At 64.2% G+C, this 19,984-nt stretch carries 16 protein-coding genes; 11 read left to right on the forward strand and 5 right to left on the reverse strand.

The features are described 5' to 3' along the window. Positions 1 to 154: 154 nt before the first annotated feature. The 3 genes from QQ25_RS29945 to QQ25_RS00935 form a co-directional block, all read right to left on the reverse strand. Positions 155 to 1,276, reverse strand: a complete 1,122-nt coding sequence (locus QQ25_RS29945; protein ID WP_157847780.1) for a sensor domain-containing protein — start codon at positions 1,274 to 1,276, stop codon at positions 155 to 157. A 17-nt stretch (positions 1,277 to 1,293) separates the two neighbouring features. Then, the gene (locus QQ25_RS30900; protein WP_039376626.1) at positions 1,294 to 1,869 is read right to left on the reverse strand and encodes a sensor domain-containing protein; all 576 of its coding nucleotides are present in this window, start codon (positions 1,867 to 1,869) and stop codon (positions 1,294 to 1,296) included. A gap of 600 nt (positions 1,870 to 2,469) precedes the next feature. Continuing rightward, positions 2,470 to 3,258 carry a sensor domain-containing protein gene (locus QQ25_RS00935; protein ID WP_039376628.1) on the reverse strand — a complete coding sequence of 263 codons (789 nt, stop codon included), beginning with the start codon at positions 3,256 to 3,258 and terminating at the stop codon, positions 2,470 to 2,472. A gap of 296 nt (positions 3,259 to 3,554) precedes the next feature. On the opposite strand from QQ25_RS00935, the gene QQ25_RS00940 reads away from it, so the two are divergent. Then, positions 3,555 to 4,487: an FHA domain-containing protein gene (locus QQ25_RS00940; protein ID WP_131546055.1), complete on the forward strand. Its 933-nt coding sequence runs from the start codon at positions 3,555 to 3,557 to the stop codon at positions 4,485 to 4,487. A 96-nt stretch (positions 4,488 to 4,583) separates the two neighbouring features. Here the strand turns inward: QQ25_RS00940 and QQ25_RS31045 are convergent, their stop codons facing one another. Next, positions 4,584 to 4,832 carry a hypothetical protein gene (locus QQ25_RS31045; RefSeq protein WP_169748623.1) on the reverse strand — a complete coding sequence of 83 codons (249 nt, stop codon included), beginning with the start codon at positions 4,830 to 4,832 and terminating at the stop codon, positions 4,584 to 4,586. On the opposite strand from QQ25_RS31045, the gene QQ25_RS00945 reads away from it, so the two are divergent. The 3 genes from QQ25_RS00945 to QQ25_RS00955 all read left to right on the forward strand — a co-directional run bounded on the left by QQ25_RS00945 (position 4,731) and on the right by QQ25_RS00955 (position 9,284). Then, entirely contained in the window at positions 4,731 to 8,006 is a 3,276-nt protein-coding gene (locus QQ25_RS00945) for an ATP-binding cassette domain-containing protein (protein WP_052235539.1), read from the forward strand. The genes QQ25_RS31045 and QQ25_RS00945 overlap by 102 nt on opposite strands. 139 nt (positions 8,007 to 8,145) lie before the next feature. After that, positions 8,146 to 8,883 (forward strand): LppX_LprAFG lipoprotein, encoded by a 738-nt coding sequence (locus QQ25_RS00950; protein ID WP_039326688.1) that lies wholly within the window; start codon positions 8,146 to 8,148, stop codon positions 8,881 to 8,883. Between the two features lie 29 nt (positions 8,884 to 8,912). Then, positions 8,913 to 9,284: a DUF4189 domain-containing protein gene (locus QQ25_RS00955; RefSeq protein WP_052235540.1), complete on the forward strand. Its 372-nt coding sequence runs from the start codon at positions 8,913 to 8,915 to the stop codon at positions 9,282 to 9,284. 259 nt (positions 9,285 to 9,543) lie between these two features. Here the strand turns inward: QQ25_RS00955 and QQ25_RS00960 are convergent, their stop codons facing one another. Next, entirely contained in the window at positions 9,544 to 10,989 is a 1,446-nt protein-coding gene (locus QQ25_RS00960; RefSeq protein WP_039376632.1) for a neutral zinc metallopeptidase, read from the reverse strand. A 495-nt stretch (positions 10,990 to 11,484) separates the two neighbouring features. Between QQ25_RS00960 and QQ25_RS00965 the strand changes: the two genes are divergently transcribed. Genes QQ25_RS00965 through eccCa form a run of 7 tightly spaced genes read left to right on the forward strand, consistent with a single transcriptional unit; the run spans position 11,485 to position 19,984 of the window. Next, positions 11,485 to 12,849, forward strand: a complete 1,365-nt coding sequence (locus QQ25_RS00965) for an EspA/EspE family type VII secretion system effector (protein WP_131546057.1) — start codon at positions 11,485 to 11,487, stop codon at positions 12,847 to 12,849. Between the two features lie 32 nt (positions 12,850 to 12,881). Further along, positions 12,882 to 13,193: an ESX-1 secretion-associated protein gene (locus QQ25_RS00970; RefSeq protein WP_039376635.1), complete on the forward strand. Its 312-nt coding sequence runs from the start codon at positions 12,882 to 12,884 to the stop codon at positions 13,191 to 13,193. Positions 13,194 to 13,203: 10 nt separating this feature from the next. Next, on the forward strand, positions 13,204 to 14,052 hold the full coding sequence (locus QQ25_RS00975; RefSeq protein WP_039376636.1) for an ESX secretion-associated protein EspG: 849 nt from the start codon (positions 13,204 to 13,206) through the stop codon (positions 14,050 to 14,052). A 14-nt stretch (positions 14,053 to 14,066) separates the two neighbouring features. Further along, positions 14,067 to 14,597, forward strand: a complete 531-nt coding sequence (locus tag QQ25_RS00980) for a hypothetical protein (protein ID WP_039376638.1) — start codon at positions 14,067 to 14,069, stop codon at positions 14,595 to 14,597. Next, positions 14,590 to 16,314, forward strand: a complete 1,725-nt coding sequence (eccA, locus tag QQ25_RS00985) for a type VII secretion AAA-ATPase EccA (protein WP_039376639.1) — start codon at positions 14,590 to 14,592, stop codon at positions 16,312 to 16,314. Before QQ25_RS00980 ends, eccA begins: the two co-directional genes overlap by 8 nt. 2 nt (positions 16,315 to 16,316) lie before the next feature. Next, the gene (gene eccB, locus QQ25_RS00990; protein ID WP_039376640.1) at positions 16,317 to 17,759 is read left to right on the forward strand and encodes a type VII secretion protein EccB; all 1,443 of its coding nucleotides are present in this window, start codon (positions 16,317 to 16,319) and stop codon (positions 17,757 to 17,759) included. Further along, a complete protein-coding gene (eccCa, locus tag QQ25_RS00995) occupies positions 17,756 to 19,984 on the forward strand; it encodes a type VII secretion protein EccCa (protein ID WP_039376642.1) in 2,229 nt (742 codons plus the stop codon). Before eccB ends, eccCa begins: the two co-directional genes overlap by 4 nt.

A 19,984-nucleotide genomic window follows, 5' to 3' on the forward strand; every position in this document is an offset into this window, starting at 1 on the left:
GGGGTCGTATCGGTTCATTGAGTGTTCAGCCTGTCCTACGTGGGGTGTCGGTTAGACGAGAGCGGCGGTGGGTCCGCCTGCGAGCGGAGTGAGCTCGGTCATTGGCTGGGCGATGGACGGAATCGGCTGGAGTCCATGGGGTTTGGGTGCACGGTCAATGTGTATCGGCGACCCGTTGGCTGATGGTCTTGGCGAGGTTCTCCCCGAGCGACTTCGCATCCCGCTTGACGCAGACTCGGACGTCGACGATGACGTTCTTGCGGGGCGTCATGGCTCGTTCGCAGCTCAAGCTGTCGGCGCCCCCGACTGGCTCGTCGGCCCGCCACATCGAAATTGTCGCGATGCCGTCGGTTTCGGCCACGGAGCCCATATTGATCGTTTGTGTGCTGCCTCCACCTTCAGCGGTGACGCTGGTGCCGGCGCAGTTCTTCCACGGGGTGAAGTTCATGTTGAAAGCACGAGTGGCCTTGGTTTCGCTGTCGTACGAGATCACGGCCTGCATCACTTTGGTTCGGGTCGCGTCGTCATTGAGGATCTGGCCGGAGAATCCGGCGTAGTTGGCGAATCCGTAGACGTAGTCGATGCCGGGCAGGAGCGCGCCGCCGCAGGTGCCCGGCTTGACCGTGAGCCCGTTGAACGGCTTGGTGGCCAGGTGGTCTGCGGCCGGGACCAGGTTCGCCTTGTACTTCTCATTGAGGGCAGGGATTGATTCCAGCAGTGTTGGCAGCGCTGCAGGATCGATCGTCGCTGAGCCGGGGGGCGGCGTTTGGGAGGGGCTCGGTGTCGCTGAGCCGCTACCGGAGGTTCCCGGCGCCGCACTGGGATTGGGTGCCTGCGAGGCGGTAGTCGGGTTGTCGGCCTTGTCGGTTTTGGTGTCCGATCCGAATGTGGCGCCGTCGCCGAAGACGAACACGCCCGCCCCGATCAGAAGAACCACGAGGAGCAGCGCGCCGGCTATCAGACCCCAGGGCTTCTTCTTGGCCGGCGGTGGCGTAGTTGCACCGCCGGGGTGGCCGGGGTAATACCCGGGCGGTGGTTGGGGAGGTTGCCACCCTCCACCCGCTGCGGCCGGTGGCTGTGGCGGCCACGCCGGCGCAGCCTGCTGGCCGTAACCGTACTGCGGTGGCGGCGGGTAGATGGGTGGCGGCGCTGTTGGGGGGTGGCGGGGCGCCGCTATCGTCGGGCCGCCGTCATCGTCGGCTGGTGGGGGGACCGGTTGATCGGTGGGCCAATCGGAGGTCATGTCGGCGTCGCGATCAGGATCGTGGTTGCTCATTAGGTGGTGAGCCTGCCTTAGTTGTTGGGGATTCGGTCGGCAATGGTGGAGATCAGTTCGGCAGCCTGCGCACTGCCTGACCGGCTGCAGATCTGCACGTCGATGACGATGTTGCGGCGAGAGCCGAGTCCGCGCTGGCATCCCAGCTTGCTCCGCATCTGCGAATGGATCGACAGGGTCATCACGCCGTTCTTGGTGGTGGGGCTTGAGATCTGGCGAACGATGGCGTCGCCGTCGGGGTTGTTGATGATCACCAAATCGAACTTGCAGTTACCCCACCGGCTGGTCTCCAGAGCAATGAAATCTCTCGCCGCTTGCTCGCTGGGGAAGGCCGCTACCGCTTGCGTGACGCTGTCTTGCCCGTTCGGACCGGGCTCGGTGAAGAACTCCTGCGTTCGAATAGCGGTGTAGCCCGACCGGTCGTAGGCGGTCGGCAGCGCAACGTTGGGCGCACCGCCACAGTCCGGGCGGTCGGTGCTCACTGTGGTGTAGGTGGTCTCGGCATCAGCAGTGCGGGTGAGGGGGTCTGTGAGGAGCAGGCCCTCCAGCGTCCCGGCGCTGGGCAGGTAGCTGGCCAGCTCGGCGCTGCTCACCGGTGGTGTCGCAGGTGTAGACGCCGGCGAGGATGGCGTGGTGGGCGACGTGCTTGGCGTCGCGTCGACCGTAGGTGATGGCTCTGAAGTCTGAGCCGCCGCGGACTCCGATGACTGTTGGGAGCCAGTGCTTTTGGATCGATATATCCACAGTCCCGCCCCGGCGAGGCCTATCACCGCGACGATGGTGACGACAGCGATGGTGCGGCTGGATCCGGAGCGTCGTGGAGGCGTCGGGACTTGTCCCAAACCCGTCGGCGGCGGCGGCCAACCGGCCGATGTCGGGGGGAACCAAGGCCCGGGCGGTGGGCCTGGGGGAGCTGGTTGCCTGGCGCTGGGTGGGAGGTGTCCGCCGGCGTAGGGCCGGGTCTCCTCGCCGTCACTGTTGTGGGTCACAGGGAGCTACCTTTGCGCTGCTCTGTTCGGGTGCGCTGGCGGTGTTGCACACGGTGTATCGAATCATGGTCGGTGCTGACTCCGCCCGGTACCTGGCGCCCAGGGAAATTGCCCGTGCGTACGGGCGGCGCACCATGCCGTGATTGCGTGCCCCCGCGGGACAAAGGTCGACCGCGAGGGCACGCCGGGCCGTAGAGCATGAGGTCAATTGGAGGCCGCCTTCTGGGCGACGCTCTCCACGACGGCTGCCGCCATGCCAATGGTCTCCTGGTTGGGGCTGCAGTACATGGCGTCGATGAAGACGTTGCGATAAGCGGCCATGGCGCGTTCGCATGTGCCCGAACCCTTGGTCGATTTCTGATCGAGGGTGACCACGGTGCGCTCCTCGTTGACACGGGTGCGGCCCATTTCCCAGCGGCCACCCTCTGCTTCGGTGACGGTGGCGCCGTCACAGGCCTTCCATGCCGACGCTGTCTCGGTCATAAAGGCCAATGCGTCCTGCTTGCTGTCGAACTCGACCACTCCGTGTGGCACTGTCAGCTGGTCACCGTCACTGTCGCGGGGAGTGAACACCGACTTGAACGCGACCTGTTGGTGCGCGGCGTCCAGGTACGCTCCGGACTGTCCCGGCGCGTAGGCGGACAAGCATTGAGCGGGAGTGACGGAGTAGGTGTTACTCAAGGCCTGCTCAACCTTGCCGTCGCGCAATGTGCTGTCGGTCCCTGCGATCCGGGAGATCTCGCGGGGGCTGAGCAACAGCACGTCCAGGCCTCCTGCCAGCGGGCTGCTGTCCGATCCCGACCAGGAGAACTGAGGAGGGGGCGCGGTCGGCGTTGCCGCCGCCGTCCCCACCGAGCCTGCCACGGCGAGGGCGGCCAGAACGCTGGCAGTGGCCAGCCTGGTCACGGACGCGGAGGGCCGCCCGGCCGCGGTGCTGCTACGCAGCGTGAGGCGGTGTCCGAGGGCGCTTGGGGTGTTGGCGGTGACCTTCATGGCGGACCTTTCCGATAGCTAAACCGTAGCAGTGCTACGACTATAACCATAGCGAGTTCCGTAGCGCAAGCATGAAACCGTAGCGATCCTGTGCAGGTTGTCGAATATCGTCAGACCCGCTCGCGAACCGCTCAATCCGAAGGAAAGCGACGCGGAAAGGCCAAGCGACGAAGCGAGTATTGGCCGGTTGCGCGGTTGACCGGGAGTCACAGCTCCGTCTAACGACCACCGATCGCGCTATGGTTCAGTAGATCGAATCGCAGCACTGCTGCAGTTTGGGATGTACTCTCTTTGAGGTGACGACCGAAGCGGCGGGGGGAGCAATGGCCGCCACATCCTCGAGAACGCCCGATGCATCGGATCTCGTCTTGGTCATGGACGGTCGGCTTACACCGGCCCGCGCGGCCGATGGAGATTTCTTCATCGGCCGAGAGGTGCCATCTGCTGACATCCAACTCGACCACCCTGCGATATCGCGGTTGCATGCCCGTCTTGAGCCGGGCGCTCGCTGGCGGATCATCGACTTCGAGAGCAGAAACGGTATCTACATCGACGGGCGCCGAGTGCGCGAAGCGACCGTCACCGACGGGATGTCGGTTGCGTTCGGTGCGCCACAGGGACCAAAGATCATGTTCCGCTACGGCACCGATGCCCTCGACAACATTGGGCGCCTCGGGCGTGCGGTAGCCCGCCGCATCGCAGATCTCGGTCTTTCTCGTCGGGCTGTCCGGTTGCAGGCCAACATCGACGCCTCGACCATGGATGGCCTGCTGAACGGCCGCTATTGGCCAGACAGCGCCATTCGCCGAGCGCTCGACAACGCCCTGTCGTGGCCGCCGGGATCGCTGGCCGCCATCTGCGATGGTGCTGCACCCGAGGACGTTACCGATGTCATTACGCCGGCGATCCGGCATAGCCTTCTGCTCGATTCGGCGGCGCTGAGACTCGAATCGATCGCAGCGGGTCTCGTCAACTTGCCTGCTGCGACCGATCCGGGCTATCAGGCGCAAGCGTCCCTGCTGCAGCGCCAGATCCAGCACTTCGACTCTTCCTTGTCAGCCCAAGCGCACCACGCTCGGTCCGAATTTGCGCAACTGCTCCAGCACATCGCCCAAATCTACGGGCGCCGACTCCCCACACCTGAGGTGGAAATCCCCATCACTGCGATGGGAAATACGCCGCCCGCAGCACCACAGGCGCCGTTACGATCGCAAGAACATGAAGCGTAGTGGGGGTCGGGTGGGACAGCGCTCATCAGCGAAATCGTGGTTCCGACTCGGACGATCGACCGCACGTCGGCCGAGCGATCCAGAGTCCCAGCCAGGTCAAGCGACGCTGCAGTTCGCGCGGACCATGAGCGCGTCCTCAGAACCGTGCGCGTGGTTGATGACCGCGCAGGGAAGGCTACCGAAAAGGAGAACATCGTGACCGCAACGGCGGCGCCACCGCTTGTGGTTTGGCTCGGCGAGGCAATGTTCACCTTCAGGCCCGGCAAAGACATCGTCATCGGTCGCGGTGTTGATGCCGATATCCGCGTGGAGGTCGATGCCAAGCAGGCGATCTCCCGCGAGCACATGATCCTGACTGCCCGAAACGGGCAATGGATCGCAGAGGACAAGAGCCGCAACGGAATTTATGTGGGCGGCACCCGCCAGGCCAGGGTTCCCATCGACGACGACGTCGCGATCAACCTCGGCGCTCCGACCGGTCCCCGACTGCGGTTCAGGATTACCACCCAGGCAGTACCGGTGGCCCGCAACTTCTCTCGGCCAATGCCCGCACCCGCGCCACCCGCCAGGCCAGGTCCGACACCGCAGCGTACGGTCCCACCACCCCCCACGCAGCGACCCACCGCACCGCCTATGCGGCCTGCGCCGCCAGTTCGATCAGGGCCGCCGCAGCAGCGACCAGCGCCGCGCCCACCCGCACCGACCCAAGCCCCGAGCCAGCCCCCACGTCACACGCCGCCACCACCGCGCCCTGCCGGCCCACAGCCGACTCCACGACCGATGCCGTCACCGAAGCCGATCGCCGCAGCGGCCGATGACGACGACGTCTTGGCCCGCATGACCGGCGTGGTGAAAAAGGTACTGCCACAACGTGCAGCGCCGGCGCTTCCGGCGGGCGCCATCACGATCGGGCGGCACTCGACGTCGGCGATCCAGGTCGACGACCCGCTGGCCTCCCGCGTACATGCTTATCTGCTGGCCTCGCCCACGGGCACACAGATCCACGACAACGCCAGCAACAACGGCATTTTCGTCAACGGCGTCCGCATGCCTGCAGCCACGCTCCGCCCGGGTGATGTCGTCACCATCGGCAACACCGATCTGACCTTCGACGGGACGACGCTGCGGACGCAGGACCGCACCCCGTCCACCGGTGGCATCGAGGCGCACCAGCTCGGTCTGACCATTGACGGGCGTCAGCTGCTGTCCTCGGTGTCGTTCACCGCGCGTCCCGGTACGTTGACCGCCGTCATCGGACCGTCCGGCGCCGGAAAATCCACGTTGATCAAGATGGTCGGTGGTGTCACCCAACCCACCTCCGGTCAGGTGCGATTCGACGGCCATGACGTGCACGCCGAATACGCCTCGCTGCGGTCGCGCATCGGCGTCGTCCCTCAGGACGACGTGGTGCATCGCCAGCTGACAGTCAGCCAGGCGCTCAATTATGCTGCCCGCCTACGCCTTCCGGCTGACACCGGCAAAGCTGACCGCAAGGCGGTCGTGGACCGGGTTCTCGACGAACTCCAATTGACCAACCACCGTGACACTCGGGTCGACAAACTCTCCGGCGGCCAACGCAAACGCGCTTCGGTGGCCATGGAGCTGCTCACCGGTCCTTCACTGCTGATTCTCGACGAGCCGACGTCCGGGTTGGACCCAGCGCTGGATCGCGAGGTCATGGCGATGCTGCGCCGGCTCGCAGACGCTGGACGCACGGTCATCGTCGTCACACACTCGCTGACGTATCTGAGCATGTGCGACCAGGTGTTGCTGCTGGCTCCGGGCGGCAAGACGGCCTACGCGGGTCCGCCCGGGCAGGTCGCGGCGACCATCGGCACCAATGATTGGGCCGACATCTTCGCCTGGGTCGCGTCCAACCCGGATGCCGCGCACGCCGTGTTCCTGCAGAAGAACCCCGCGGCCGCAGCACCTGCAGCGCCCGCGAGTCCACCTGGGCCGCTGGGTGATCCCGCACGCACCAACACCACCCGCCAGGTCGCCACCCTGGCCGCACGCCAGATCCGGCTGATCTTCGCCGACCGTGGGTACACGGCGTTCTTGGCTCTGCTGCCCTTCATCCTGGGCGCCCTGACCTTGGTCGTGCAGGGCTCGGTCGGATTGGGGAAGGCGAGCCTGGACGGAGGCGCACCGGATGAGCCCAACCAACTGCTGAGCCTCATGGTCATCGGCACCGTGTTCATGGGGACCGCGCTGACCGTTCGCGATCTCGTCGGTGAACGCAGCATCTTCCGCCGAGAGCAATCGGTGGGCCTGTCCGCCGGCGCGTATCTGACGGCCAAGATCGCGGTCTACAGCGTCGCCGCGGCCATCCAGATCGCGATCCTCACAGCCATCGTCGTGGTGGTGAAGGGAGGTCCGAACCAGGGCTCACTGGTGACGAGCAACCCGGTGTGGGATCTGTACCTGGCCTTGGCGCTCACCGCCATCGTGTCGGCGATCGTCGGCTTGTGGTTGTCATCGTTGGCGCGGACGAGTGACTGGATCATGCCGATGCTCGTCGTCATCCTGATGAGCGCAATTGTCTTCTCCGGTGGGCTGATTCCCGTCACCGGCCGCCTCGGCCTCAACCAGGTCTCCTATCTTCTTCCCGCCCGATGGGGCTTCGCCGCCGGCGCGTCAAGCATCGACCTGATGGAGGCCGATGCCGCCAACTACATCGACGACCCGCTTTGGCGCCACCAGTTGTCATGGTGGCTGCTGGACGTAGGCGTGCTGGTGCTCATCGGCATCGTGGCAACCATCGTGGTGCTGCGCAGGCTGCGACTGCCCGCCGGGGAGCGCAAGGCAGGCGGGCGGGTCATGGGCGTCACGATCGCGCTGGTGCTGATTGCCGCATTCCTGGTTGGCATGTCGTACCTCACCCGGGACGGGACCTCCGACCGACCGGGCCCCGCCTCCATGCCCAGTGTTCCCACTCAGGGGAACGCTCCGCCACAAAAGCCCGTGGCCGCAGGCGATCTGGCAGGTCTACTCATCGACGCAGGAGCTGCCAGTACGGTTGTGGGCGCCAGTTCGATGACGCCCAACGGAGCGGTCCCGCTCACCGAACTGACCGCCGCTACGGCCGCGCCGCCCAATTGCTCCGGGGTGGTGAGCCCGGCCAATAGCCAGGCTTGGGGGGCGAGTAACCCTACCGGCATCGCCGGAAGTGAACTGGTTTCCTCCGATCCGAATACAACTGTTACGCAATATCTATTGCTGTATCCGGACGCAGAGAAGGCCGCCACCGCCCAGTCCGAGCACATCAATTTCTGGCAACCCTGTGCGAACACCACCGTCACTTTGACCCCGCCGGGGCAACCGCCGACGACCGTCAACGTGGGCAATGTCTCGTTGGTTGACGGGCGGCCCACGGCTGTCCTCAGCATGCCCGGCCGTACCTGTCAGCATGTGCTCGAGGTTGCCTCCAACGTCGCGATCGACGTCCAGGCGTGCGGCCCAACGGAGACCAGTCATGCGAATGAGATCGTCAACAAGATTGCCGAGAAGATCCATTGATCAAAGACTTCCGGGAGGCAATTGTGTGAAAAATGCTGCAAGAGCGCTCCCTATAACACGCTTAAAGTTACCTGCGAGGGGTTTTGCCGGGGGCAATTCGTATCGGTAGAGCACTTCCCACCGACAGAAAGAGAGACCAATGAAGGTACGTTTCAAAAGCGCGATCGCGGCTACCGCCGTTGCCGCGCTCGCGTTGACAGCATGTGGCACCGAGAAGTCTGCGCCCGAGGGTGGTACGTCAGGTTCCGATGACGCCGCCAGCAGCCTGGTCGCGAAATCCGCGGAGGCGATGAAGGGCCTCACGGGCGCTCACGTCGTTCTCACTGCCGACGGCAAGGTGCCCAACCTCAAAGTCACCAAACTGGAAGCCGACGTTGCAGGAAAGCCTGCTGTCGTGGCGACCGGCGAGGCCACCGTACAGATGGGACAGACCACGCAGGCCGCCAAGCTCATCTACGTCGACGGTCACCTCTACTCCGACATCGCCGTCCCCGGTCAATGGTTCGACTACGGCGACGGCAACTCGATCTACAACCTGTCGGTGATCTTCGATCCCAGCAACGGCCTCGCCAACGCTCTGTCAAATCTCAAGGACCCCAAGGAAGCCGGGTCGGAAACCATCGACGGAACGCCCACCACCAAGATCACAGCGAAGGCCTCTACCAACGACGTAGCGGTGTTGGCCGGAGCTCGGAAGGCGCCTGAAAACGCGCAGGAGTGGCCGGTCACCGTGTGGATCGCCGAGAGCGATCCGCATTACCTCGTGCAGGCCCAGATCAACGTCGGTGACCCTTCCGATGCGAAGGTCACCATGACCCTGTCCGAATTCGGAAAGACGGTCACCGCTGAAAAGCCGGCCATCACCCCGCCCAATTGAGCTACAGATCTGAAAGGAAACCAAACAACATGGACACCAAAAATTTTGGGCGCCGGGTGGCCGCGGCCAGCGTAGGCATCTTGGCGGTCGGCGCAATTGAAATCGCCAGCCCGACTGCGCACGCCGCACTGTCGTACGGCTCCATCGCATACGCCGACAACGGGGCGGGCGCGGTGGTGTGGAACTATCCGTCGTCCAGAGAGGCCCAGAAGGCGGCGATCCAGTACTGCGGATGGTCGAGCTGTGAAGCATTGAACTACTTCACCGATTGCGGTGTGGCGGTGCGAAATGACACGCACGTTCAGTCGGCACACGGACCAACCCTGGGTGCGGCCACACGTGCGGCGCTCAACGCCATCCCCGGCGGAAACGGCTACATCGATCTGTGGGCATGTAACTGAGGAAGTACGGGCGCGGTAGTTGGCAGCAATCTGCCAACTACCCCGCCTTTTTCGTGCGCGGACGAGCGTGCGATTCCGCTGTGGCCGCGATCAGTGTTTCGAAACGCTGGCCACGCGGAACGTGGCCCGTTGGATGGCGTCGACATCCTCGGAGAAGGTGAACATGTCCTCGGTAACTCAGTTGAAGCCCAAGGTGCTTGGTTGCCCCTGATCATCACCAATCGCAGGGCTTTGCCAGTCAGCGGAGATCGACATGCTCTTACTGAAACCGCTGGTAGCACTGGTCCGGATTGCTGGTCAGTCCCGAACGGAAGGCCATGATCCGCGTGAATCCCGCTGGAACGCTCTCGCCGTCGTTGTCGCTGGCGGCCCAACCATTGGTGAGTAGACCGGCCACGGCTTCATCGAGATCGCCGGCAGTGAGCTGAAGCGACTGGCCAGAGGGCAGACGAACCGGGTCGGACATGTCCCGGTTGGCGACGCCGGTCAGGCAAGCGGTACGCATGGCCGCGGCCTGGCCGTCGAGCCCGAGCCCCTTGGCGTGCTGGAGGGCGAGCATGTACCGAGAGGTCACGACCGACATGGCAGTGTTGTCTCCCTGGATCAGTACACGGCTCGATTCGTCTGCGGGAGTGCCGAGTTCGGTCAGAGCGGCGAGGTTCAGACTGATGGTGTTAGTGGCGGGGCAGTAGTTGGCCGGCGCGTCTGACGCGGCCGCGTCAGCGCATGGTTCGGACTCATACACCACCTTCGGCGGGTCTGCCGGTGAGTAGATCTGATTGAGGAGCTCCATCAGCGTGGTCAACGATTGCTCGTTGATCGGGGCGTTGGCGGTTTGTGGGTCGCCGTCGGCATCTTCGGTCAGTGCGATGGGCAGATCGCCTCTGCGCTGGTCGATCTCGTCGATGGTAATCGCGGTGCACGCTGTGATCCCGGTGTTGAAACCCATTTGGAATGCCGTGATCCGGTCCAATGCGGTGCCGTGACCCTCCTCGAGCAGTTCGGCCGTGTCCGGCGTGATGAGCGGATCACGGATGGCGATCGCGGCTGCCAGAACCCTGTTGAGGCCGTCGCCGGTGCTGATCGTCAAGCGCGGCGAGTTGCCCTCTGCCACCCAGCGGATGTACATGCCGGCGAAGCAATCTGCCTGTTGTTCGAAGACGATGACCGGCGTACGCCGGTTCACCAGGCTGGCCATCCGCTGGATCGCGTGGCCGTATTCATGGGCCATGAGTGCCGGCAGACTCATCTGGCCGAAGTACTTCTGTCCGGCCGGAATCAATTGCCCACGGTCCCAGGCGATCAGGCGGTCCCGGTGGCAGTAGAACGCATTGGGATTCTTGTACGGGCTCGAGCCACACAATTCCCGGGTCTGTGGATTCGTCGAGTCATAGGATGCGAAATTCCTGATCGGCCGGAACACCCCGGGAAGTGACCCGGGATAGGCCTGTTGCCAGAATTCTTCGACATCGTTGACCGCCGCCAGTGCGAGCTTGTCCATCTCGCCGCCGTCGGTGTCCTGCACCGTTCCGGTAGGGGCGGGAGCGTTGTCGCGTAGTCCGCTCGGGCCGTCGGTGACGGGTAGTCCACCAACCCTGTTGGGGTCGTACAACATCGATGCCGGCTCGCCGGGCACCACCTTGGCCACGTAGTTCAGTAATACGACGCTGACCGTGCCGATCACCGCTGCTGCAGCAATCACCATTGTTAAGGCGCGGAACACGCGAGCTCTTCTGTTTCGTACCGGCTTCGAAGCCGCAACTGGAGGCGGCGGAACTGCGGAGGTTACGCGTTTGCGACGTGACATATGAGGTCTCCAGTTACATCTGGGGGGACAGTTGCCAAGCAAACACGGCTGATATCAGAACGTCGACGGAATCGATACGCAAAGGGCGACAAGATATTCCGTATACGTACTGGGTTGCCGGGGTACCGGACCCCGCAGCAATTCATCGGTATTCGGCGTTGGCACGTATTGATCGTATGTGCTCGCGTGGGCCTGCTCGTGCACCAAGTTTCTTGAACCAAGCTGCGGGAGGTCATGCCCACCGTGTCATCCTGACGACGATCAGGAATGCATGTACGCGGTAAATATGCGATGAGCTGGTGTTTTCCGCTGCACGAATATCGCGGGTGGGCGACGGGAACAAGCGAAATTGGTGTGTAGAGGGGGATGAACCCGCTGGTAATCTCTGCTCGGGTGGAGGGGACGACAGCGATGGAATTGCTGAGCAACACGGCCGGGTTCGGCAAACATGTCAGCGGTGAAGGCGGGATGGTCACCGCCGACACGCCAGTCTTGGCTGTCGGTCAGCGAGTCATCCAGAACATCAGGCTTACGACGGGTGTGGGCGATCCCGAGGACGGTAAGCGGTTTGGCGAGGGCGCACAGCGCTTTCGGGCAGCCGGACAGGTATTGAGTGCCGCGTACCCCAGCGACGGCTGGGACGGCGCCGGATCGGCCGCTTACACCCGGCAGACCGGCACATTGGTTGGGCGCACGCAGGGCATGGTCGACGTCGATGCACGTGTGGCCTCCGTGCTGTCTCGCGAGGCCGCGCAGATCGCGGCGACCCGAGAAGGTCTCGAGCGGCAATCGGAGTGGCTTGGCGACATCAGCCACACGATGGTCGCGGCCGGCCGATTCACCTATGGCGGTCTAGCGGCGCAGACCGCGGCTGAATTGGCGATAGTGAATAAGGCGGTCGGGGAGTCGACCGATCAGCTGATGTCGTTGCACTCCGACGTCGAGGCCAACGCTGCGGCGGTGCGGGACACGGTGGGCCTGTACGCCGGCATCGCCGGCGATGGCGTGCCGGACGAGGGTGATTGCGGCCCAGAAGTGCCAGACAAGCCAGAGAAGTCAGCAGAGGACGAGCCGGCCGATTCAGGCCAGGTACCTGTGTCGGGGCCGGTTGCTGTACCCGCGGTTGGCGCGCAACCCGGAGGGGCTTCGCCCTCAACAGCGATGTCGGGTGACCAACCGGCAGCCCCATTGCCAGCCACAGGACCGTCGTCGGCGACAGCCTCGGAGGCAGCCTCCCCGGCTGCGGGCGCGGGAGGTGCGGTCGCCGGTGTGATCAGCGCGATCCTCGGTCCGCTCGTCGGACTGCTCGGCGGCATCGCGCAAGCGGGCGGTCAGGCGGCGCAGATCGCCACCCAGGCCGCGCAGGGCGCGGGCCAGACGGGGCAATCGGCCGATCCGAACGAAGACGGCGGGATGGAGCACGCCGCCGAGGCCGATGAGCGCGGTACAGGGGATGAGGGCAAAGAACCCGAGGCCGGAGACGAGGATCGCGGGCACACCGAGGATTCAGCCGCTGACGACCCGATGGCGGACGAACAGCGAGATGCCGGTGCCAATGATGATTCTGCTGGCGAAGGTGGCCGCGGACCTGCGATGACGCTGCCTCCAGACCTGGAGGTGGCATCCGCAGCACTGGTTGGACGCGCGCCTGCCCAGCAGTTCATATCGACGGATTTGGAGCAGGGACAGCTACGTCCGCCCGTGACCGCTACATTGGAGCGCGGTATTCCGGGATCCGCTGCGGTGCTCAACAGGTAGAGATTCTGGAATAACAGGGATCGAGGGGATTCATGTCGGGAAATTTGCGGGTTGATACCGCTCTCTTGCACGAGTTGTCGGCCAAACAGGCTCAGGCTGCAGGTGACTTGTCGTCTGCAACTGAGTTGGTGGAAGGTGTGAGCACTTCGTTGCGTGTGACGCACGGACCAATTTCGTCCTCCACGGCCGATGCGGTCGAGGCGGCACTGCGCGCTCGTCGGGCGGCGGGAGCCGGCATGGTCAGAGCGTCGTGGGAGCTCGGTGACGGGCTCAGGTGTGCGGCAACCCGGTACGACCGGACGGACGCGACGATGAGCGACGTTCTCGACGGAACCGTGCGGTAGGGGACAGGTCGTGATCACTCCCTATGAAGCCGACGCCAGCGCACCGCCGATCGACGATGTCGTCGGGGTCGAGCTGACCATTGATGGGATCCTGGTGGTGGCCGACAAGCTCGGTCTGACCGATTTTCCGCCCTCGTTGGGTATCCGGTTGAACATCCCGCAACCTGATCTGCGCAAGGTTGTGTGGGAACAAGTTGAACGTGACCTGACGGCGCAGGGTGTGCTGGACGTCTTCGGTAAGCCTCACCCCGAGGTGTCGGCCATGCTCGATACCCTCAGCCGCCCTGAGCGCACGATCGAGGGGCGCTGGTGGCGTCGCGACCTAGGCGGAAAGATGATCCGGTTCGTGGTCTGCCGCAAGGGCGGCCGGCACGTCGTCGCCGCCCGCGACAACGACCTGCTGGTCCTGCAGCGCGTCGCCGCGCAAGTTGGCCTGGCGGGCATGGTCAACACCGTGCTCGGAGAAGGTAATCCGGCCAATGTCGAACCCTTGACCGGCGTTGCGGCAACCCTCGCCAATTGCCGGACCGCCGACGAGCTCACCGGTTACGGCATACCTCCTACTTCTGCCCGGGTGTACGCCAACATCATCTCCGAACCCGAAAGCTGGGTGGAGTTGGTGGCGACCGAGCGAAATCCTGGCGGCACCACCTCGCAGGTGGATGTGGCCGCAGGTGTTTTGGACTCCCGGCAGGGCCGCATCGTCTCAATCCCGCGCCGGGTGAACGGTGAGCTATACGGCAGTTTCCTGACCGGTACCAGGGACAATCTGCAGCGCGCACTCGATGCGTTGGTCGAATTCCTGCCGTCGGCCTCGTGGTTCGACAAGTCCGAGTCGGATAGCTCCTACCTGCACTGAAAGAGGGCGCCACGGTGGGTGAATTTCCGCCACACGATCCGGACGACGATGAAGACTATGACGATCTCTCGGCGCTCGATTTCTCGTGTGCCGACGATGGTTCAAACGACCCTGGGTTGGATGTATTTGCCTCGTACGAGGAGCTCGTCGAATCGGGCGACACTGGATTTGACAGCGCGGTATCCGGCACAGGCAACGATGAGAACCTTGCAGCGCCGTTGTTCTCAGTCACCAACCCGCCGGAAACCGTCACGGTGACGGTGTTCATGGACGGCCGGGTGCACGAGATCGAATTGGCACCGAAAGCCGTCAATCTGACCGAACGGGATCTCGCCGAGGAGATCCTGGTCATCGCGGACCTGGCAGCCAAACAGGCCAAGTCCGCCCAGTACTCGGCCATGCTCGCCGAAATGCGCGAACATGGACACGACGACGCGGCGACCCGCGACTTTCTGACCCGTGACCTGGATTTGCTCACCCCGGAGCAAGCTGACGACGCTCGGGCCCAGGTCTTTTCGACGCGCTATGGAGGCGATAATGGTTGACCACCTCGCTGGGATGTTCGGCTCCGCAGTGGGGATGCTGAGCGGTTCGCCTGCGCGTTCGCTCGAGTTGTTCACCGAGATCACCAACTACGACGAAACCGCGTGTGACGCGTGGGTGGGTCGGATCCGCTGTGGTGACACCGATCGGGTGACGTTGTTCCGGGCCTGGTATTCGCGCTCGAACTTCGGCCAACTCGCCGGGGCCGCCGAGATCTCGATGAACGCGATGAACGCCCGGATTCCGATCGGCGGCATCTACGGCCGGGAGATCTCCTATCCGATCAACTCGCCGCTGGCGATCACGCTCGGGTTTGCCGTCCAGGAGGCCACCGAAGGCAACTACGCCGACGCGATGGAGGCGTTGGAGGATGCCCCGTCCGGGGGGTCCGGTCATCTGGTGGCCTGGGTCAAAGCCGTGATCTACGGGGCGGCGCAACGCTGGACCGATGTAATCGACCAGGTGCGGGGCGCCGATCAATGGCCGGACAAGTTCTTGGCAGCGGCGGCCGGTGTGGCTCACGGAGTGGCGGCGGCGAATCTCGGGCTGTTCACCGAGGCCGACCGCCGACTCACCGAGGCAAACGACACGCCGGCCGGTCAGGCATGTGCGCCCGCGATAGCGTGGTACTTGGCGATGGCCCGGCGGTACCAGGGCAACGAAGAGTCTGCACACGTTCTACTCGAGTGGTTGCAGGCGAACTTTCCTGAACCCAAAGTGACTGCGGCGCTGCGCGATCCGGCCTATCGACTGGAGACAACGACCGCCGAGAAGATCGCTGCGCGTACCGATCCGTGGGATCCCTCCAGTGTGGTCGCCGATACGTCGGGGCGGGAGAAGTTGCTGGCGGAGGCGCAGGCCGAGCTCGACCGGCAGATCGGTCTGAGCCGGGTCAAGGATCAGATCGAGGCGTACCGCGCGGCGACGCAGATGGCAAGGATTCGTGCGGCGCGTGGCATGAAGGTGGGCCAGACCTCCAAGCACATGATCTTCGCTGGCCCACCGGGCACAGGTAAGACCACGATCGCGCGCGTGGTGGCCAACATCCTCGCCGGCCTAGGGGTGATCGCCGAGCCGAAGCTGATCGAAACCTCACGTAAGGATTTCGTCGCCGAGTACGAGGGACAGTCGGCCGTCAAGACTGCCAAGACGATCGACCGGGCTTTGGGTGGTGTGCTGTTCATCGACGAGGCCTACACCCTCGTGCAAGAGCGCGACGGCCGAGCCGATCCTTTCGGTACCGAGGCGCTGGACACTTTGCTGGCCCGGATGGAGAACGACCGCGACCGGCTGGTGGTCATCATCGCCGGTTACAGCAACGACATCGACCGGCTACTGGAGACCAACGACGGTCTGCGCTCTCGTTTCGCCACTCGGATCGAGTTCGACTCCTACTCTCCAGACGACATCGTCGAGATCACCAAAGTCATTGCGAAGGCGAATGATTCGCAGCTCGACGAAGATGCGGCCAAGCGCGTGCATCAGGCGGCCATGCTGCTGAGTCAGCGCACGCTCAACGGCAAGCCGGCCTTGGACATCGCCGGTAACGGCCGGTACGCGCGGCAGTTGGTAGAGGCAGGCGAGCAGAACCGCGATATGCGGCTGGCTCGCTCGCTCGACTTCGAGAACCTCGGAGTAGAGCAGCTCAGTGAGGTCAACGGAGAAGACATGGCAGCGGCGATCGCGGCGGTACACAGCCGCCTGAGCATCGGCGAATAGCGATGGCAGGCTTCCGGCTCACCACCAAGGTCCAGGTCAGTGGCTGGCGTTTTCTGCTGCGTCGCGTCGAGCACGCGATCGTGCGCCGCGATACCCGGATGTTCGACGACCCGCTGCAGTTCTACAGCCGCGCGGTGTTCGCCGGGATCGTTGTCTCGGTTCTGATCTGCCTGGGCGCGGCGTTGATGGCGTACTTCAAGCCGCTCGGCAAGCAAGGCAGCGATCAGTTGCTGGTGGACCGGACCACCAATCAGCTCTATGTGATGCTGCCCGGAACGAACCTGTTGCGCCCGGTATACAACCTGACCTCGGCGCGACTGGCCCTCGGCAGCGCCGGCAATCCGTCGGCGGTGAAGTCCGAGGAGCTCAACCGGCTGCCGAAGGGCCAGCCGATCGGGATTCCCGGTGCACCGTACGCTACCCCGATCGGCGCGCCCGCGTCGCGATGGGCGCTGTGTGACACCGTGGCGAAGGCTGACAGCTCAGCGCCCAACGTGGAACAGGCAGTTCTGATCCGTTCGCTGGCAACGGATCTGAGTGTCGGTCCGATGCAGGCCAACCAGGGCATGCTGGTGACCTTCGAGGGCGCCAACTGGCTCGTCACGCCAGAGGGTCGGCACAGCATCGACCTCGCCGACCGAGCAGTGAGCTCGGCGGTGGGAATTCCCGTCACCGCGAAGGCCACACCGATATCCGAGGGGCTGTTCAATGCGCTGGCCAATAGGGGCCCGTGGCAGCTGCCGGGCATCCCCGCTGCGGGTGCACCGAATAGCGTTGGGTTACCGGAGAATCTGGTGATCGGGTCGGTTTTCCAGACTGCCACCGAATCCGATCCGCAGCACTATGTGGTATTGCCGGACGGGGTGGCCCGCGTCAATGGCCCGACGGCGGCCGCGCTCCGCGCTACGAACTCGTACGGACTACTGCAGCCCCCGTCCGTGGAGGCCAGCGTGGTCGCCAAGATCGCGGAGCAAGTGTATGTGTCGCCTCTGCCGGACAAGCCGCTCGAGGTGCTGCTACGCCAGGACACGCCGGTGTTGTGCTGGGCCTGGCAGCGAGAGCCGGGTGACCAGGGGGCAAAGACCACTGTCATCGCCGGCCGTCGGCTGCCGATCCCGTACTCGGCGGTGGGCACCGGAATCGACCAGATCGGTGGGGACGCAACGGTGTACATCGAAGGCGGCCAGTTGGTCCGCCTGCAGTCGCCAGATCCCAGGGTGGGCGAGAGCCTGTATTACATCGACCCGCAAGGAGTGCGGTACGGCATCGCCAATGATGACGCTGCTAAGAATCTGGGCCTGTCCGGTGCGGTGAACGCGCCGTGGCAGGTCGTCGGGCTGCTGGTCGAGGGCCCTGTGTTGTCGAAGGAGGCGGCTCTGCTGGAGCACGACACTCTCCCGGCCGACCCCAATCCCCGCAAAGTCGAAAGCAAGCAGGGCTCATGACAACCAGGAAGTTCACCCCGACGATCAAGCGGGGTCCGCGGCTGACACCGGGCGAGATCAATGTTGCTCCCCCCGACGACCTCGGAATCGAGATCCCACCGTCGGGCATGCAGAAGGCCATGCCATATGTCATGGGCGGCTGCATGATCGGAATGATCGCGATCATGATCTTCACCGGGGTGCGCCAGCTGTCCCCGTACATGCTGATGATGCCGCTGATGATGATCATGGGCACCGTCGGCTTCATGGGCAGTGGTGGTGCCGGCGGCAAGAAGGTCCCCGAGATCAACGCCGACCGTAAGGAGTATCTGCGGTATCTGGCCGGGCTGCGTACCCGCGTGACATCATCGGCATCGGCGCAGGTGGCGTTCTTCGGTTACCACGCACCGAATCCCGACGATCTGTTGTCGATCATCGGTACCCACCGACAGTGGTCGCGACAGGCCAACTCGGACTTCTACGCTGCCACACGTATCGGCATCGGTGCCGAGATCGCGGTGGACCGCCTGCTCAAGCCGAATACCAGCGGTGACCTGGCCGGTCCAGATGGTGCGCCACAGCCGCACCTGGAGCCGGTCAGCCACATGTGGGTGACGAAGTTCCTGCGCACCCACGGCCTGATCCACGATTGTCCCAAACTTGTTCAGCTACGGACATTTCCGACCATTGCGGTGGGTGGGGACCTTACCGGTGCCTCGGCGCTGCTGACCGCCATGATCTGTCATCTGGCGGTGTTCCATCCGCCAGACCTGCTGCAGATCCGGGTCCTCACGGACAACCCGGAAGACCCCAACTGGTCGTGGGTCAAGTGGTTGCCCCACGTGCAGCACCAGACTGACACCGATGCGGCCGGGCCAACACGGTTGGTGTACACGCGTCCCGACGGCCTCAGCGATCTGACCGCGCGTGGCCCGCACAGTGCCGACGCCGCGCCCGGTGGGCCGTACGTGATCGTGGTGGACCTCACCGGCGGTAAGGCCGGGTTCCCGGTCGACGGCCGGGCCGGCGTCACCGTTCTCACCCTGGGCAATCACCGCGGCTCGGCGTACCGGCTGCGGGTCGATCCCGACGGAACAGCAGATGACAAGCTGCCGAATCAGAACTACCGCGAGGTGACGCGAGTTGTCGATCGTATGACCCCGGCGCAGGCCGGCCGGGTTGCCCGCAAGCTCGCGGGCTGGTCGATCACCGGCACGATCATCGACAAGAACGTACGGGTGCAGAAGAAGGTCTCCACCGAATGGCACCATCTGGTCGGCGCCAAGTCGGTGGAAGAGGTGGTCCCGGCACGATGGCGGATGTTCGCCGACACCGACCGAGACCGACTGCGGATCCCGTTCGGTCATGAGCTCAAGTCGGGCGAGATCATGCATCTCGATATAAAGGAAGGCGCCGAGTTCGGTGCCGGTCCGCACGGCATGCTCATCGGAACCACTGGCTCGGGCAAGTCGGAGTTCTTGCGGACATTGATCCTGTCGTTGGTGGCTACCCACCATCCCGATCAGATCAATCTGTTGCTCACCGACTTCAAGGGCGGTTCGACCTTCCTCGGTATGGAGAAGCTGCCGCACACCGCAGCGGTCGTCACCAATATGGAGGAGGAGGCCGAACTCGTCAGTCGCATGGGCGAGGTGCTCACCGGTGAACTCGACCGTCGACAGTCGATCCTGCGTCAGGCCGGCCTGCAGGTTGGCGCGGCGGGCGCACTATCGGGCGTGGCCGAGTACGAGAAGCACCGCGAGCGCGGTGCCGATCTGCCGCCCTTGCCGACGCTGTTCGTGGTGGTCGACGAGTTCGCCGAGTTGCTGCAGAACCATCCGGACTTCATCCAGCTGTTCGACCGGATCTGTCGTGTGGGCCGATCGTTGCGCGTTCATCTTCTGCTGGCGACTCAGTCACTGAATACGGGTGGAGCGCGCATCGACAAGCTCGAGCCCAACCTGACATACCGAATTGCGTTGCGTACCACCAGTTCAGCCGAATCCAAGGCGGTGATCGGTACTCCTGAGGCGCAGTACATCACCAATAAGGAGAGCGGAGTGGGCTTCCTGCGCGTGGGCATGGAGGATCCGATGAAGTTCCGGAGCGTCTACACCGGCAACAACTACGTGCCCGCCCTGATGGACTCGACCGACGGTGAGGCCAAGCCGCGGGCGAAGCGTCAGGCCCGGGTTCGGATCCACCAGTTCACGACCACTCCCATTTTCGATACGGCGGTGAACTGA

Source organism: Mycolicibacterium setense, assembly GCF_000805385.1.
In the GTDB taxonomy this organism is placed as follows: Bacteria; Actinomycetota; Actinomycetes; order Mycobacteriales; family Mycobacteriaceae; genus Mycobacterium; species Mycobacterium setense.

Excerpts from the sequence above, each read along its gene's own strand:
- QQ25_RS00970 (WP_039376635.1), top strand. The coding sequence starts at position 12,882 with ATGTCGGGAAATTTGCGGGTTGATACCGCTCTCTTGCACGAGTTGTCG.
- eccB (WP_039376640.1), top strand. The coding sequence starts at position 16,317 with ATGGCAGGCTTCCGGCTCACCACCAAGGTCCAGGTCAGTGGCTGGCGT.
- QQ25_RS00950 (WP_039326688.1), top strand. The coding sequence starts at position 8,146 with ATGAAGGTACGTTTCAAAAGCGCGATCGCGGCTACCGCCGTTGCCGCG.
- QQ25_RS00935 (WP_039376628.1), bottom strand. The coding sequence starts at position 3,258 with ATGAAGGTCACCGCCAACACCCCAAGCGCCCTCGGACACCGCCTCACG.
- eccA (WP_039376639.1), top strand. The coding sequence starts at position 14,590 with ATGGTTGACCACCTCGCTGGGATGTTCGGCTCCGCAGTGGGGATGCTG.
- QQ25_RS00945 (WP_052235539.1), top strand. The coding sequence starts at position 4,731 with ATGTTCACCTTCAGGCCCGGCAAAGACATCGTCATCGGTCGCGGTGTT.
- eccCa (WP_039376642.1), top strand. The coding sequence starts at position 17,756 with ATGACAACCAGGAAGTTCACCCCGACGATCAAGCGGGGTCCGCGGCTG.
- QQ25_RS00960 (WP_039376632.1), bottom strand. The coding sequence starts at position 10,989 with ATGGTGATTGCTGCAGCAGCGGTGATCGGCACGGTCAGCGTCGTATTA.
- QQ25_RS00955 (WP_052235540.1), top strand. The coding sequence starts at position 8,913 with ATGGACACCAAAAATTTTGGGCGCCGGGTGGCCGCGGCCAGCGTAGGC.
- QQ25_RS29945 (WP_157847780.1), bottom strand. The coding sequence starts at position 1,276 with ATGAGCAACCACGATCCTGATCGCGACGCCGACATGACCTCCGATTGG.